The organism is Achromobacter kerstersii, from assembly GCF_902859595.1.
In the GTDB taxonomy this organism is placed as follows: Bacteria; Pseudomonadota; Gammaproteobacteria; order Burkholderiales; family Burkholderiaceae_B; genus Achromobacter; species Achromobacter kerstersii.
Genome location: NZ_CADIJQ010000008.1, coordinates 137,844 through 152,543 on the forward strand (window position 1 = coordinate 137,844; position 14,700 = coordinate 152,543).

General features: G+C 65.2%; 11 protein-coding genes. 3 read left to right on the plus strand and 8 right to left on the minus strand.

What is annotated here, in order from left to right; all coding sequences use genetic code 11:
- Positions 1-9: 9 nt before the first annotated feature.
- Genes HV765_RS21935 through apbC form a run of 3 tightly spaced genes read right to left on the minus strand, consistent with a single transcriptional unit; the run spans position 10 to position 6,941 of the window.
- Positions 10-3,957, minus strand: coding sequence for a translocation/assembly module TamB domain-containing protein (locus HV765_RS21935; protein WP_175170937.1), 3,948 nt, complete (start codon positions 3,955-3,957; stop codon positions 10-12).
- On the minus strand, positions 3,954-5,849 hold the full coding sequence (locus tag HV765_RS21940; RefSeq protein ID WP_175170938.1) for an autotransporter assembly complex protein TamA: 1,896 nt from the start codon (positions 5,847-5,849) through the stop codon (positions 3,954-3,956). The genes HV765_RS21935 and HV765_RS21940 overlap by 4 nt, the downstream gene beginning before the upstream one ends.
- A gap of 3 nt (positions 5,850-5,852) precedes the next feature.
- Entirely contained in the window at positions 5,853-6,941 is a 1,089-nt protein-coding gene (gene apbC / locus HV765_RS21945; protein ID WP_054423205.1) for an iron-sulfur cluster carrier protein ApbC, read from the minus strand.
- A 101-nt stretch (positions 6,942-7,042) separates the two neighbouring features.
- Between apbC and HV765_RS21950 the strand changes: the two genes are divergently transcribed.
- The gene (locus tag HV765_RS21950; RefSeq protein ID WP_054423363.1) at positions 7,043-7,318 is read left to right on the plus strand and encodes a hypothetical protein; all 276 of its coding nucleotides are present in this window, start codon (positions 7,043-7,045) and stop codon (positions 7,316-7,318) included.
- A gap of 258 nt (positions 7,319-7,576) precedes the next feature.
- On the plus strand, positions 7,577-9,643 hold the full coding sequence (gene metG / locus HV765_RS21955) for a methionine--tRNA ligase (protein ID WP_175170939.1): 2,067 nt from the start codon (positions 7,577-7,579) through the stop codon (positions 9,641-9,643).
- 62 nt (positions 9,644-9,705) lie between these two features.
- On the opposite strand, the gene HV765_RS21960 is transcribed toward metG, so the two are convergent.
- The 4 genes from HV765_RS21960 to HV765_RS21975 all read right to left on the minus strand — a co-directional run bounded on the left by HV765_RS21960 (position 9,706) and on the right by HV765_RS21975 (position 12,778).
- Positions 9,706-10,152, minus strand: coding sequence for a type II toxin-antitoxin system VapC family toxin (locus HV765_RS21960; RefSeq protein WP_082387061.1), 447 nt, complete (start codon positions 10,150-10,152; stop codon positions 9,706-9,708).
- Between the two features lie 322 nt (positions 10,153-10,474).
- On the minus strand, positions 10,475-11,209 hold the full coding sequence (locus HV765_RS21965) for a sulfurtransferase (protein WP_175170940.1): 735 nt from the start codon (positions 11,207-11,209) through the stop codon (positions 10,475-10,477).
- An 85-nt stretch (positions 11,210-11,294) separates the two neighbouring features.
- Positions 11,295-12,134: an META and DUF4377 domain-containing protein gene (locus HV765_RS21970; protein WP_175170941.1), complete on the minus strand. Its 840-nt coding sequence runs from the start codon at positions 12,132-12,134 to the stop codon at positions 11,295-11,297.
- 113 nt (positions 12,135-12,247) lie between these two features.
- Positions 12,248-12,778, minus strand: coding sequence for an META domain-containing protein (locus tag HV765_RS21975; RefSeq protein WP_156336546.1), 531 nt, complete (start codon positions 12,776-12,778; stop codon positions 12,248-12,250).
- 304 nt (positions 12,779-13,082) lie between these two features.
- Here HV765_RS21975 and HV765_RS21980 point away from each other — a divergent pair, with 304 nt between their 5' ends.
- Positions 13,083-14,240, plus strand: coding sequence for an acyltransferase family protein (locus HV765_RS21980; RefSeq protein WP_054423210.1), 1,158 nt, complete (start codon positions 13,083-13,085; stop codon positions 14,238-14,240).
- A 2-nt stretch (positions 14,241-14,242) separates the two neighbouring features.
- On the opposite strand, the gene HV765_RS21985 is transcribed toward HV765_RS21980, so the two are convergent.
- Entirely contained in the window at positions 14,243-14,641 is a 399-nt protein-coding gene (locus tag HV765_RS21985; protein ID WP_175170942.1) for a helix-turn-helix domain-containing protein, read from the minus strand.
- Positions 14,642-14,700 lie beyond the last annotated feature (59 nt).

Genomic DNA, 14,700 nt, shown 5'->3' on the forward strand with positions numbered 1-14,700 from the left:
CCATTTTACTCAGTTCCCCCAGAAGGTCCGGTAGACCAGCGCAATCCCGTTGACCGAACCGCCCTTCAGGTCGATCGACAGCCCGCGCGCCAGCCGGTAACTGGCGCGGCCCACGGTGTCGCTGCCCGCCAGCGCCTGCTCGACGCTTAGCGTGATGCCGTTGGCGAACGACTTGCTGGCCACCAGGAATTGCGTCGCCAGCTGGCTGTCACTGTCCCGGTTTACGTCGCCCGCCACGGTGCGGTCAGGCAGGATGCTGCCCGAACTGCCCAAGGCGCCCGTGCGCACGCTGACGTCGTCCAGCCCGAACTGCTTGTAGAACGGCTGGCCGCCGCCCAGCAGCGCGGTGCCCACGGACACCAGCAGGGCGGCATCGCTGCCGCTTTCATCCGGCCCCCGTCCCAGCAGCAGCCACGACAGCTTTTCCACGTCGCTGACATCCGGATAGGACACCAGATCAATGCGCGGGCGCTGCGCCGTGCCAACCACCTTGACGCCGGCTTCAACCTGCTCACCGGTGCGCAGGGCCTCGATATCCAGAATCGGATTGTCCAGCCGGCCCTGGAAAGTCAGCGTGCCGCGGCTTAGGCGCAGCTTCTGGCCATAGGCCTCGATGCCGCCACCACGGGTCCGCAACTGGCCCACGCCCGTCAAGCGGCCATCGTTCAGCAGGATCTGGATGGAGCCAAGCAAACCCGCATCCAGGCCCATGCCGGTGATGTAGAAGCGCGGCCCCATGTCGAACTTCAGGTTCATGCTGGTTTGCAGGGGCGTGGAGACGGCGGTGGGGTCCTGGCCGGCATGCACGACCTTCACGTCGTCGTCCAGCGACGGCACGCCTTGCAGGATTTCCAGGCTGAACCAGCCTGCGTCGGCCTTCAGGTCCCCCACGATTTCGATGCGCGGCATGGCGGCCTTCAGGTCGATCGTGCCGGACACCATGGCGTAGCGGTCCGAGCGCTGCAACGCCGGGAAGCGGTACAGCGTCAGCTTGATATCGCCGCCGCCATCGATGAAGTTCCACTGGCCCTTGGCTTCGGCGTACCCGCCCTTGGCCTCGGGGTTGGTGGTGATCCATTCCTTGGTGCGCCATTCGGCCGGCATCACCCGCAACGACGCCGGAAAGCGCAGGCTGTCCAGCACCAGGCGGTCGCCATCCAGACGCGCGGACAAGGTGCCGTCAATCAGGCGCACGCCGTCGTCAATGCGCACCACGCGCAGCTTGTCGCCGCGGATGGTGCCGGTGGCCGACCATTTGCCGGCCAGCGTGCCTTGGGCTTGCAGGTTGGCCTTGACGGCGCCGCCCACTTCCATCGAATCGCCTACGAACAGGCTGACCCAGGCCAGGTCGGCGATGTCGGCATCCAGATTCGCGCGCAGCGGCTGGCGTTCGTCCAGCGCCATGGCGCCGTTGGCGTCCACCCGCAGCACGGCGGTGCCCGTGCCGTTGATGGTGCCCATCTTGTCGGTCGCCACGTTGAGCTTGGCGTCCAGACGGCTGGCGTTGGCGGACGTGGGCGTGGCGGTCACGTCCAGCACCAGCGCCTTTAAGCCCAGCGGAATCGGCGGGTCGCCAGGAATCCGCAGATCGCCTTCCCGGCGCGAGATGCGGGCCTTGCCGCCCAGCCGGCCGTCGAACTTCAGGTCCCACAGCAGATCCAGCGCGATCCGGCGCTGGCCGTCAGGGATGACGGCGTTCACGCGGCTCGGGCCCTTGCCCAACTTGGCGGCGGCCTCGGGGTCTACGGCGCCGATCACTTGCCGCGCCATGGCCGCGGTGATGACGAGGTTGTCGGCCTGCCCTGCGGTTTCCCAGCGCTTGCCGCCGCCACGCGACCCCTGATGCGCGAGCGTCAGGCGTTCCTTGCCGGGCAGCGTCAGGCTCAATGTGGTCTGGCCGACCTGCCATTGCCATTGGGGTGCGACGGCCGATGGCAGAAAGGCCAACGTCACCGGCCGGTCAACCGACACGGCGAACCCGGCGGTATCTGCCGTCAGCTTGGAAAAGGTGCCGCGCCAGCCCAGCAAGGCGGCGTCGGGCTGGCCCGCCGGGCCTTTGCCCCACGCGCCGGTGAACGCGATATTGGCCTTGGCGGGCGCTTGCCCCAGCACGCCAGCGCGCGGGTTGGCAGGGGTGTAACCGGCGGCCAGTTCGCCCCGATGCGCGGCCACGGTACCGGTGAATTTGCCCTTCAATTCGGCGCCGCCGGGAATACCGGGCCAGAAGGCATCCAACTGCGGCGCCTGGGCGTCCACGCTCAACGCGCCATCGCGGGCGTCAATTTCGCCCTGCACCTGAACCCGGTTGCGGCCTAGCTTCAGGTCCACATCCAGACCATGAATGCGCAATCCGGCGAGCGGGTCGATGGCGGCGTCGGTGGTGGGTGCGGCGTCGGTGGTGGGTGCGGTGGCGGTGGCGGTGGCGGGGCTGGGTGAGGTGCCGGTTGCTGTGCCGGATGCTGTGCCGGTTGCTGTGGCGGTTGCGGTGCTAGTTGGGGCCGCAGTCCCGGTTGCGGCCGCCACAGCCGCGGCGATATCCACCTGGGCTTTAAGTCCGCCCGTCAGCGGTTGCTTGTTCCAGCGAGTGCCTTCCTCGAAACGCAGGTCGATAGCGGCGTGCCGCAGCTGGCTCAGGTTTTCGATATCGGCCTGCACATCACCACGCACGGTCAGGACCGCGGGCGGGATGGCATCCCCGAGCCAGGGCGCCAGATCCAGACGCTGGGCGCTGATGGTGCCGGCGATGCGATCACGTCCAGCGCCTTGCGCGGCGTCGGATTGCAGATCGAATTGCGCGGTCAGGGTCGACTTGTCGGGCAGTTGCGCGTTCGCCCTGGCGCTGCGCAGGACCAGCGCCGTGCGGGGCGCCAGATCCGCCACCACGTCGAGCAGCAGGCCGGAGCCCGCGCCATCCAGCTTGGCCTGAATGCCATCCATCGACCCCGCCGCGTCGGCACGCAACACAACCTGGCAAGCAGGCGCGGGGGGACCCGCCAGCTCGGACGGCGAGGCGGGCTTGGCTTGAGAAGACGGCTTGGCCTTGGGGTCGGCCTTGGGGTCGGCCTTCGGGTCGGATTTGGCGTCGGCCTTGGGGTCGGCTTTGTTCTTGGGATCGCTTTTGCCCTTGGCGTCGGCCCTGGGATCGGCTTTGGCCTTGGGCTCAGACTTGGCTTTGGGGTCGACTTTGGGATCGGCCTTGGCCTTGGGATCAGCCTTGGCGTCAGCGCTCTTGCCCGCCGTCGGGCGCGCATCGAACACGCCGCTGAGCTTGTCGGCCTGGCACAGCGGGGAATCCGGACCCGACCCGCGCGCCGTCACATCCAGGCGCGCCGCAAACGGCCAGGGGTCGGCCAGCCCTTGCAGCTCGGCCTGGCCCGACACGTCCGCCTGCCCTACTTCGTGTCCCACGCGCAGGTTGGCGATGCGCAATTGCGCGCCCTGCTTGCCCGCCGCGAACGTGGCGCTCAGGGCGCCCAGGGTGACGGGCAAAGGCTGCCCGTCCTGATCCAGCTGGAAGTCTCCCAGCGCGATGCGGTCAACTGCGATGTCCACCGGCAGCGACGGCAGCGAGAACGGCTCGCCATCATCCTGGGCGGGAGCGGTTTCGGGCGATGAGGTCAACGCCACATGAACCGACCCTGCCGACACGTCGCGCACGTGCAACAGGCGGTCGCCCAAGGCGCGCCAATGCACGTCCAGATGCAGGTCGGTGATGTCGATATACGTGCCGCTGACATCCAGGTTCAGCTTGCCGACGGTCACGCCGCGCAGCAACGACCCCTTCACGTCCAGCGCCTGCCCGTTCAGTTGCTGGGCGGCGGTGGTCAACAGCAGCCGCGTGCCGTTCTGCGAGCCCACCAGCCAGAAGACGAATCCGCTGGCCAGCAGCGCCAGCATCGCCAAACCGGGCAACCACCACACCAGTATCTGGCGCAGGATTTTGCGCAACACGGTCAAAACGCGATCCCCAACGAAAAGTGCAGCCGCAGGTCACGTTCGCGCTGGCCATAGGCCAGGTCCAGGAACAGCGGGCCGGCCGGCGTGCGCACGCGCGCGCCCATGCCGTAGCCCACGGCCATCGACATATCGCCGAACGATTCGGCGGCATCGCCCGCGTCCACGAAGACGCCCATGCCCCAGCGCTCATTGAAATAGTGGTCGTACTCAATACTGCCGACGACAAGCGTGGGCGCGCCCACCACCGCGTTGTCGCGTTGCACGCCGATGCTTTGATACTTGTAGCCGCGAATCGACCGCGCGCCCCCGGTGCGGAAGCCGAAATCGTCAGGCACCTGCACCTTGCTGTTTGACCACACGCGGCCGACTTCGCCGCGCACGGTCAGGACATCGAGCTTGCCAATCGGCCACCACTTCTGCGCACGCACCCGGGCGCGGGTGTAGGGTTCGCCGGTGTCCAGCGTCACGCCTACGCCGCCGCCCACCGCAATCAGGTTGCCTTCGCGCGGGTCGTACTTGTTATCCACATCGCGGCGCAGCCATTCGGCCGTTGCCGTCAACGTGGGCAACGTGTATTCGTCGCCGCCATCAATCTTCACGTGATCCTGCGCCAGCAGCAGGCCCCAGCGGGTTTCGTATTCGACCCGGCTGTCGCCCGCGCCCTTGCGCTCTTGCAGGCGCGTCGCCCCCAAGGCGTAACGCGTGACTTCCAACCCTTGGATATCGGAATGGTCGGCCAAGACGCCGAAGGAATCCTTGTAGCCGCGCTCGGTGGGCGGCAGCAGGAAGTCGGCATAGGCGCGCTGGCGCAGCCGGTCGACGCTGAAGCCGGTTTCCATGGTGACGGGCTGGCCGAACACGACGTTCTGGCGGTATAGCGATTCCACGCGCACGCCCGCTTCGTCGTCCACGCCCAGCGACGCCGTAAAGCGCTTGGGCGGCGCTTCGACCACTCGCACCTGCACGGGCAAGGTCACTTCGCCATCGGAATCATAGGCGGCGGGCGGCGGCGGCACCGCGCCGGATACCGACGGGTCGCCGGCCGGTGTAGCCGCTGCAAGGTCTTTCGAACCCGGCGCGCGGGCGCGGTCGGAGTTCGGCTCAGCGGGCTTCTGAGGCGTGGCGCCGGGTTGCTCCAGCGACACAAAGGCGCCACGGAAAAAGGCCGTGGATTGCAGATCCTGCTGCCAGGTGTCGAGCCGGTTCTGATCGTAGGCCGCGCCCACCGAGTAGCGCACATAGCGCTGCACCAGTTTGTCGGGCACGCGCTTCAAGCCTTCCGTATTCAGCTCGCCCATACGGACCTGCGGGCCGCTGTCGATGGTGACGCGCAAGGCGGCTGTCGCCGTGTCGGCCATCACCTCGGCTTGCGAGGACGTCATGCGCGCCAGCATGAAATCCCGCGTGGACACCTCGTCCAGCAGGTTCGCCTTGGCCTTGTTCCAATCACTATTGATGAACGGCTGGCCCGCCTTGAGCTGCCAATCGTCGCGCAGTTTCTGTACGCGCTGCGCGTATTCGGGCCGCGTGATGCGTCCCGTGAAAGTCAGGTCAACGGACGAGACGGTCGTGCGCTTGCCGGCCACAATGCCGATATCCCAGGTTTCCCCGCCGATATCGGTGCCGGCTTCCAGCGTTACCTTGGGCGCAAAATAGCCCTGCGTGGCCAGCGCAGCCAGCGTCGCATCGCGCGCGCGCCGGCGCAGCCGGCTGATTTCACCGCCGTCTTGGTCTTCGGCAAGGCGCGCAATGGCATTCACCGCCTCGGTGATCGCCTGCAACGCGGCCGGCGGCACGCCACCGGGGTCCACGATGATTTCCGGGCGCTTGGCCAACGCCTCGCCCGACACTACGCAAAGTCCTGCCAAAAAGGCGCGGGCTGCCCACCGCATGCGTCAGGTCGGCTGCTGCACGACGATGGACGGGAATTTCCCGGCCATATCGCGCGGTAGCGCCGCGACGCCCGCTGCCAGCTTTCTTGCAATGCCGCGGTAAAGCGCGGCGGCTTCGCTGCCCGCATCCGACACCACCGTCGGCGTGCCGGCGTCCGTCTGCTCGCGAATCGCCAGCGTCAGAGGCAGGCTGCCCAGCCACGGCGTCTGATATTGCTCGGCCATGCGCTGGCCGCCGCCCTCGCCAAAGATGTGTTCGGCGTGCCCGCACTGCGAGCAGATATGGATGGCCATGTTTTCGACCACGCCCAGGATCGGCACTTCCACCTTCTGGAACATGCGCAAGCCCTTGCGGGCGTCCAGCAACGCCACGTCTTGCGGCGTGGTGACGATGACCGCACCCACCACCGGCACTTTCTGCGCCAGCGTCAGCGCCACGTCGCCCGTGCCAGGCGGCATGTCGACGATCAGGTAATCCAGATCGCGCCAATTGGTCTGGCGCAGCAATTGTTCCAGCGCCTGCGTGACCATCGGGCCACGCCAGATTGCGGGAGAGTCGGCATCAATCAGGAAGCCGATGGAATTCGCCTGCAGGCCATGGCCCGTCAGCGGCTCCATGCTTTTGTTGTCCAGGCTTTCCGGACGGCCGGAAATGCCCAGCATCGTCGGCACGCTGGGGCCATAGATATCGGCGTCCAGCACCCCGACCTTGGCGCCTTCGGCCGCCAGGGCCAGCGCCAGGTTGACGGCGGTGGTGCTCTTGCCCACGCCGCCCTTGCCGGATGCCACCGCAATAATGTTGCGCACGTTGGGCAGCGGCTTCAGCCCCTTCTGCACGGCGTGCGAGGCCACTTTCCAGGTAACGGTGACTTGCGCATCGGCCACGCCAGCTTGGGCCAGCGCGGCGGCGGCAATGCCTTGAATCTGCTCGCGGACGCTGTCCGCGGGATAACCGAGTTCCAGCGTCAGGGCCACGCGAGCGCCCGCCAGCTGAATGTCACGATCTTTTACAGAAACGCCCAGGTCCAATCCCGTGTTCGGGTCTTGCGCGGCGCGCAGCGCAGCGCGGATGTGTTCTATCGTTATACTCATGTCACTATGGTTCCGTAGGCAGCGCGGCTTCTGCGGGCCGCCATCCCCTAAAGGATAGCGGATACGCGGGAACCTTTCGCTGCGTTTTGCATCCGACCTTCATGACCAACACACTTATCCGCTTCTTCCGTGCCGTCCTATTCGCCGCCCTGGCCTTGATCGGTATGGCGATGGCGCTGGTCTTTATGCTGTCCACGGCTCTCGCCGTGGCGATCCTGTACGTGGTCGCCAAGGTGCGCGGCAAACCTTTCGGCGTTCGCGCCTATTGGAGCCAGCGCCAAGGCGCCCGCCCGGGTCCGTTCCAGACCGCCACCGCCCCCTTCGCCACGCAACCGCGTGGCGATGTGATCGACGTCGAAGCCCGCGAAATCCGCTAAGCGCGGCATTTCCGTAGCGCTTGCGCCGCCTGCGGCGCAAGCCGGCCATTGCCTGGTAAGCCGCCAGGGCTCATTGCCCCAGCCGCCCGCCGTCTTCGCCTTGGCCGTGTCCCCTTCAACCCGCCTGATTCGCAGCCCTGCGATCGGCGGGTTGTGTCGTTAGCGCAAAGCCTTCCCGGACACCCGCCCGGGCACGTCTTCGCCGTTGTCCTAAAATGGCCGGCTAATCCCTTTTCCCCTCAACCTCTGTCGACAACCATGTCTCGCACCCTTTTTGTCACCACAGCGCTGCCCTACGCCAACGGATCTTTCCACATCGGCCACATCATGGAGTACATCCAGGCTGATATCTGGGTTCGTTCGATGCGAATGGCGGGCCACACGGTGCACTTTGTGGGCGCGGACGACGCGCACGGCGCGCCGATCATGTTGAAGGCCGAAAAGGAAGGCATCACGCCGCAGGCGCTGGTCGCCCGCTACGCGGCCGAACGGCCGCAGTACCTGAACGGCTTCCATATCCGTTTTGATCACTGGCATTCCACGGATTCCGCCGAGAACGTGGCGCTGTCGCACGACATCTACCGCGCGCTGAAGGCCCAGAACCTGATCGAAACCCGCTCCATCGAGCAGTTCTACGATCCGGTCAAGGGCATGTTCCTGGCCGACCGCTACATCAAGGGCGAATGCCCGAAGTGCCACGCGAAAGATCAATACGGCGATTCCTGCGAAGTCTGCGGCGCGGTCTACGCGCCCACCGAGCTCATCAACCCGTACTCGGCGCTGACCGGCGCCACCCCGGTGCTGAAGTCGTCCGACCACTTTTTCTTCAAGCTGTCCGACCCGCGCTGCGTGGAATTCCTGCAGCAATGGACGACGGGTTCCAACGCCAACGGCGGCAAGCACTTGCAGCCCGAAATGCTGGCCAAGACCCGCGAATGGCTGGGCGCCGAAGACGGCGAAGCCAAACTCGGCGACTGGGACATCTCGCGCGACGCGCCCTACTTCGGCATCGAAATTCCCGATGCGCCGGGCAAGTACTTCTACGTGTGGCTGGACGCGCCGGTGGGCTACCTGGCGTCGCTGAAGTCGTACTGCGAGGTCAAGGGCCTGGATTTCGACGCCCTGCTTGACCCCAACGGCACCACCGAACAGGTGCACTTCATCGGCAAGGACATCGTGTACTTCCACGCGCTGTTCTGGCCCGCCATGCTGAAGTTCGCCGGCCGCAAGACGCCGGACGCCGTAAACGTGCACGGTTTCATCACCGTCAGCGGTGAAAAGATGTCCAAGAGCCGCGGCACCGGCATTTCACCGCTGCGCTACCTGGAAATCGGCATGAACGCCGAATGGATGCGCTATTACATCGCCGCCAAGCTGAACGCCCGGGTTGAAGACATGGACTTCAACCCCGAAGACTTCATCGCCCGCGTCAACAGCGACCTGGTCGGCAAGTACGTCAACATCGCCAGCCGCGCCGCCAGCTTCATCACGAAGCACTTCGACGGCGTGCTGGGCTATTCGGGCGACACCGCCGCGCTGTCGGCGGAATATGCCGAGCAGGCCGAATCCATCCGCGCCGCCTTCGAGGCCCGCGAATACAACCGCGCCATCCGCGAAATCATGGCCTACGCCGACCGCATCAACCAGGCGTTCGACACGGCCCAACCGTGGGTGCTGGCCAAGGGCATCGCCACGGCAGACGACGCGCAAAAGGCCGCGCTGCAAGACATCTGCTCGCGTTCGCTGGCGGGCTTCAAGGCGCTGTCCGTGATGCTGGCCCCCGTGCTGCCGTCGCTGGCCGAGCGCGTCGCGCTGGAACTCTTCGGCGCGCAAGCCCCGTTCACCTGGGCCGACGCCGCCGTGCTGCCGCAGCGCGTGGCGCCGTTCAAGCACCTGATGCAACGCGTCGAACCGCAAATGCTGGAAGACCTGTTCGAACCGCCCGCCGCCCCCGTGGTGGTGCCTGGCGGCGAACCGGTGGCCGGGACGATCTCTATCGACGACTTCGCCCGCGTCGACCTGCGCATTGCGCAGATCGTCAACTGCGAACACGTCGAAGGCTCGACCAAGCTGCTGCGCTTGACGCTGGATGTGGGCGAAGGCCGCCATCGCAACGTGTTCTCGGGCATCAAGTCGGCCTACCAGCCGGAAGACCTGATCGGCAAGCTGACCGTCATGGTCGCCAACCTGGCCCCGCGCAAGATGAAGTTCGGCGTGTCCGAAGGCATGGTGCTGGCCGCCAGCCACGCGGATGAAGCCATCGACGCCGGCATCTACGTGCTGGAACCGTTCCCCGGCGCCAAGCCCGGCATGCGCGTGCGCTAATCGCGTACGCCATTCACGGCCAAAAAGGCCAGCTCGCGCAGGATCAGCGAGCTGGCCTTTTTTTATGGGCTGACGGACGCAAGGCTATCGCCTTGCCATGGGTTGAGGACGTTGACGCCACAAGGCAGAAAATCGGCGGCGTCTCGTGTGACAACGGTCATGCCGTGAACCAAGGCGGTCGCGGCGATGAGACCGTCGGACAAGGGCTGGACTGTTGGAACGTGAAGCTGCGCGCCGCGCAGTGCAACCGCACCATCGACCGGCAGCACCCGGCCATCAAAGGCCGGCAGGACATGGCGATCAAACCATTTTCTAAGCACGGCCCCTTGAAGCGGGTCGCGGCGCTCCAGGCGGAGCACGCCAACTTCAAGTTCGTGGACAGTAATCACCGACACATAGAGATCGGAAATATCCACGCTGTCAGCCCACCGCGCGACCGGTGCATAGGCTTTACCCAGGGGCACCTTGCGCAGTTCTGACACCACGTTCGTATCCAAGATGAAGGTCACACACGACCCGCAACGTTGGCAGGCCTGCGGCGAAACGGAAGCTCGATTTCAATGCCGGCAGCGCTTGGCATAGCGAGCAGATCCACGATTGATCTGCGCCGTGTAGTCGTGGGATGCGCCGCGGCGGCGAGCACCATCCGTCGCACACACCTACTGCGACGTGCTTTCACCGCAGCGGTGCGGCATGAAATTCGGGGCGTGGTCATGGTTCCCTCCTGATTGGTCATCACCAGATGGGAAAGGTACTGCGCCAGCTTGCATTAAAGGGCGAGACGGCACGGCAAATCAGACGAACTCACGTCCGTATCGACCGCAGCAAGCATTACTTGCTAGGCGCCAACCCCGGGTCCAGCGAGTGGCGTTCGTCGAAGACGAAGCACTTGCCTTCGTAGCCCGGGCCGCCCGTTTCCTCGAAGTACTTGAGGATGCCGCCATCCAGTTGGTACACGTTCGGGATGCCGGCTTCGTTCATGTAGATGGCGGCTTTCTCGCAGCGGATGCCGCCGGTGCAGAAGCTGACGATGGTCTTGCCTTCGAGTTCGGCGCGGTGCGCCTGCACGGCGGCGGGGAATTGCGTGAAGCGGTCAATACGCCAATCGATGGCGTTCTTGAAGGTGCCTTCGTCCACTTCGAACGCGTTGCGGGTGTCCAGCATGACGACGGGGCGTCCGGCGTCGTCCACGCCCTGCTCCAGCCAGCGCGCGACCGTTCGGGCGTCCACGCCCGGCGCGCGGCCCGCTTCGGGGCGGATGGTGGGGTGGTCCATGCGGATGATTTCGCGCTTGATCTTGACGAGCAATTTGCGAAACGGCACGCCTTCGCTTTGGCTGAATTTGACTTCCAGATCGGCGAAACGCGGATCGGCGCGCAGCGCCTGCAAGAAGGTGTCGATGCTCGCGGCCGAGCCGGCCAGGAACAGGTTGATGCCTTCTTCGGCCAGCAGGATGGTGCCCTTGAGCGCGCCGTCGCCGGCAAGCGCCAGCAGGTGGGCGCGCAGCTCGGGCAGGGAGTCCAGCGAAACGAATTTGTAGGCGGCGATATTGACGACGGAAGTCATGGCAAAGCAAGAAAATGCGGACGGCGAAGCCCGTAATAGTAATCGCTGGGCGGGCCGCCCCGCCCAGCGCCCGCCTTGATCCTGCTCAACGCGAGACGATTTCCTGCTCGATCACGGCGTCCAGCACCCAGCGCACGGTCGAGGCGCCGGCGGGCGGGGACGGGTCGGCGGCTTCGACCACGCGCAGCCGGTAGCGGATGCCCGGCTGGAAATTGAAGCCGGTGATGTCGCCGTACCAGAGCTGCCATGGTTGCGAGGCGCTGTCGCGCACCTGGTAGCACATGGCGCGGCCGGCGCCAGCGTTGCACGGCACGCGCTCGGCGTTCACGTAGACCAGCTTCGTCGGGCCGGCGCTGCCGCCTGCCACGGGGTCGGCGCGGCGGCCGAAGTCCAGCGTGTCGCCCGAGCTCAGCACCCACGTCATGCGCTGCGGGTTGTTGGTGTTGTCCACCGACGTGGCGGTGATGCGGGTCAGGCCGGCCAGGAAGTCCTGCTCCAGCTGCATGTTCTGTGGGGCGCAGGCCATCATCGTGGCAACCGGGTTCGCCCGCACGATCAGCTGGCCATTGGCGACCGTGTACGGCGCGTTGTACTGGTTGCAGCCGGCAAAGCCGGACATGCGGGGCGCGCCCTGGTCATGGACAAAGCTGGCCGTCAGTGGACGGGAATCTGTGGACGGATGCGGGATGGTGCGCAGGCCGCCGCCCGGCAGGGTCCAGCGGGCCAGATCCCAGCTGGTCTGCGCCAAGATGTCGGACGCCGAGGCCGGCTGGAAGCGGGGGTCCTGCCCATCCGCCGCACGCGGGGGTGACGAGGCGCAGGCGGCCAGGCCAACCGACAACACACAAGGCGCCAGCCAGCGCAGCAAGGCAGAATGAGACGTCCTGGAATCTCCAGGGGCGTATAGGGAGTGTTTACGAGGCATACGGGGCGGGGCTGACAGGGCTTAGGGCTGATGGGCCTGGGCCTTATGGGGCTCACAGGCCTTAGCGCATTTGGGCTTATAGGGCTTATAGGGCTTACGGCGTTCGACCGGCTTTAAGGGGTCGGAGGGTCCTGACGGCGCTCAAACTCCAGCACATCGCCACCGCGCAGATTGAAGGTCAGATGCCGCGGGGCGCCGCCACTATCCAACGTGAACGTGTCGATGGTGGTCAGGCCGCGCAGGTAGTCGGCTTCCAGCTTGGCGCGTTCCGGCGAGGGGCAGGCCATGCGGGTCGTGGCTGGAGCATCGATGAACAACTTGCCGCTTTGCAGCTTGTACGTGCCCATGTAACGGTTGCAGCCCGAAAAGCCGTTGGCGCGGTACTCCTTGCCTTGCGCCAGAAAGGTCAGGCGCACCGGTTCACCGTTGTCGCCATGCGGAATATCGCGCAGCGCACCGCCTTTTTGCGTCCAGCGCACCAGCTCCCAGCTGGTCTGCGCCAGGGAATCCTTGCTGCTTGCGGCATTGGCCGCCGCGGCGCCTTCCGGGCGCGCGCCCCCGGTGGACCCCGCGCAGCCCGCCAGCGCGACGGTCAGAAGGCTCAGGCAAAGCAGCCGGCAACGCGAAGACATATGGGTAAGCATGGTTGAGACTCCTTTGAATTTCACACCCCCGACTGTAACCGGGGCCGGGCCAGAACGTCCCGCGTTCTCCCCCCTACAGCCGTATCCAAAAGCAGCAATTCCCATTCCGGCGCTAACGCAGATGATGCAGGGTGCTGAATCGAATGCCGCATAGCGGCCCCCGGCACCCGCGCGCAGAATCAGTGCAGACCACGCATCCGGCCGGCCCTGGCAGCACAGGGATAGAAGCTGATCACAGCAACATTGCAGGCGCAGGTGTCCGGCCCAAGAGGCCAAAACGATAAGACTACCGGGAGACACGGCGATGGGCTTTTTGAGAACCTTACTTGCGCTATCAGTGGTGCTGGACCACCTGGGCGGCGGCTATGCCGACCACCTGGTCGGCGGCCGGCTGGCGGTACAACTGTTTTATGTGATTTCCGGATTTTTGATTTCCTATGTGCTGACGGCAACAGACACGTATCAGGGCGCCACCGGCAAGTTCTACGCCAATCGCTTCCTGCGTCTGTTCCCCATCTATCTGGCGGTAGCCGCCATGACGCTCGTCGCCCATGTCGTCTCCGGCGGCGCGTTCTTCCGCTTCTACGACGCCCTGCCCTTTTCCGCCGACTTGTTCCTGGTGCTGTCGAACTTGTTCATCTTCGGCCAGGACTGGCTGATGTTCTTCGGCATCGAGCATTCGGCCCTGTCCTTTACCGGCAGCTTCGCGCATAGCGAGGTGCCGCTGTATCAAGGGCTGCTGGTGCCGCAGGCGTGGACGCTGGGCGTTGAGATGAGCTTCTATCTGGTCGCGCCCTTTGTGCTGGGCTCGCCGCGCCGCCTGCTAGCGTTGCTGGCCGCATCACTGGCGTTACGCGCCGTGCTGATCGTGACCGGTATCGGCCTCTCCGACCCCTGGACCTACCGCTTTTTCCCAACAGAACTGGCGCTGTTCCTGATTGGCTCGCTGTCCCACCAGGTGCTGCTGCCCCGCTGCAAAGCGTGGATGCGCCGCTTCAACCGGCTGCCGGAAGTGGGCACCGCCGTGCTTGTTGCTTACTGCATGATTCATTTCTCGATTGGCCTGAACCCGACGGTGCGCGACGGCATCGCCGTCCTGCTGTTCGCGGCGCTGCTGCCGCTGGCGTTCCTGTTTCAGTCGCGCCATCGGCTGGACAAGGCGATCGGTGAATTGAGCTATCCGATTTATATCTGCCATTCGCTGGTGATCATGTTCTTCAGCTGGCTGCTCAACGACGTTGAAATGCACCAGCCCATGTTGTTCTCGGCGCTGGTGATTGCGGGCTGTATCGGATTCTCGGCATTGCTGAATGGCTTGATTGCGGACCCGGTGGAACGCTTGCGCAGCCGTTTGCGCAATCGCGGAAAACAGGCCGCCGACGTGCTGGCCCCGGTGCCGGACGCACAGCGGCGTCCGCCAAGCGCGGCCCAACCTATCGGGACTATTCGCCGCGCGCCCTGAGACTATTCGCCGCGCGCCTTGATGTAGGCCGCCAACACCAGCTCGATCTGCCGCTTTTCCTGCGAGCTCAAGCGCGCGTAGGTCGCGTACGACACGGACTCGAAAGGCCAGGCGGGCTGGGGCGCACATTCCCCGGCGTGAGCGGGCGGCGGCTCGGCATAACCGGAATTCAGCATCGGCCCCTCACCGGTGCTCAACCACATCGGGCTGACGCGCAGCGCGCGGGTCAGCTTGATGAGAGCATCGCTTGAGGGTTGCAGGCGTTGCCCGCTTTCGTAGTTGCCGATGGCGCTTTGCGACAGATTGCTTGCGACTGCCAAGTCCTTTTGAGTCCATCCCTGAAGCATTCTTGCGTTGCGCAGACGATGGCTAAACGTGTCCAATCGATCAACCTGAGACATTAATATGAATTTATTTATTTGATTAAAACATCTCAATACTGGCGGCAAATAAACGGATT

Coding starts and splice junctions, on each gene's coding strand:
- HV765_RS21940 (WP_175170938.1), bottom strand. CDS start 5,849: ATGCGGTGGGCAGCCCGCGCCTTTTTGGCAGGACTTTGCGTAGTGTCG.
- apbC (WP_054423205.1), bottom strand. CDS start 6,941: ATGAGTATAACGATAGAACACATCCGCGCTGCGCTGCGCGCCGCGCAA.
- HV765_RS21950 (WP_054423363.1), top strand. CDS start 7,043: ATGACCAACACACTTATCCGCTTCTTCCGTGCCGTCCTATTCGCCGCC.
- metG (WP_175170939.1), top strand. CDS start 7,577: ATGTCTCGCACCCTTTTTGTCACCACAGCGCTGCCCTACGCCAACGGA.
- HV765_RS21965 (WP_175170940.1), bottom strand. CDS start 11,209: ATGACTTCCGTCGTCAATATCGCCGCCTACAAATTCGTTTCGCTGGAC.
- HV765_RS21970 (WP_175170941.1), bottom strand. CDS start 12,134: ATGCCTCGTAAACACTCCCTATACGCCCCTGGAGATTCCAGGACGTCT.
- HV765_RS21975 (WP_156336546.1), bottom strand. CDS start 12,778: ATGCTTACCCATATGTCTTCGCGTTGCCGGCTGCTTTGCCTGAGCCTT.
- HV765_RS21980 (WP_054423210.1), top strand. CDS start 13,083: ATGGGCTTTTTGAGAACCTTACTTGCGCTATCAGTGGTGCTGGACCAC.
- HV765_RS21985 (WP_175170942.1), bottom strand. CDS start 14,641: ATGTCTCAGGTTGATCGATTGGACACGTTTAGCCATCGTCTGCGCAAC.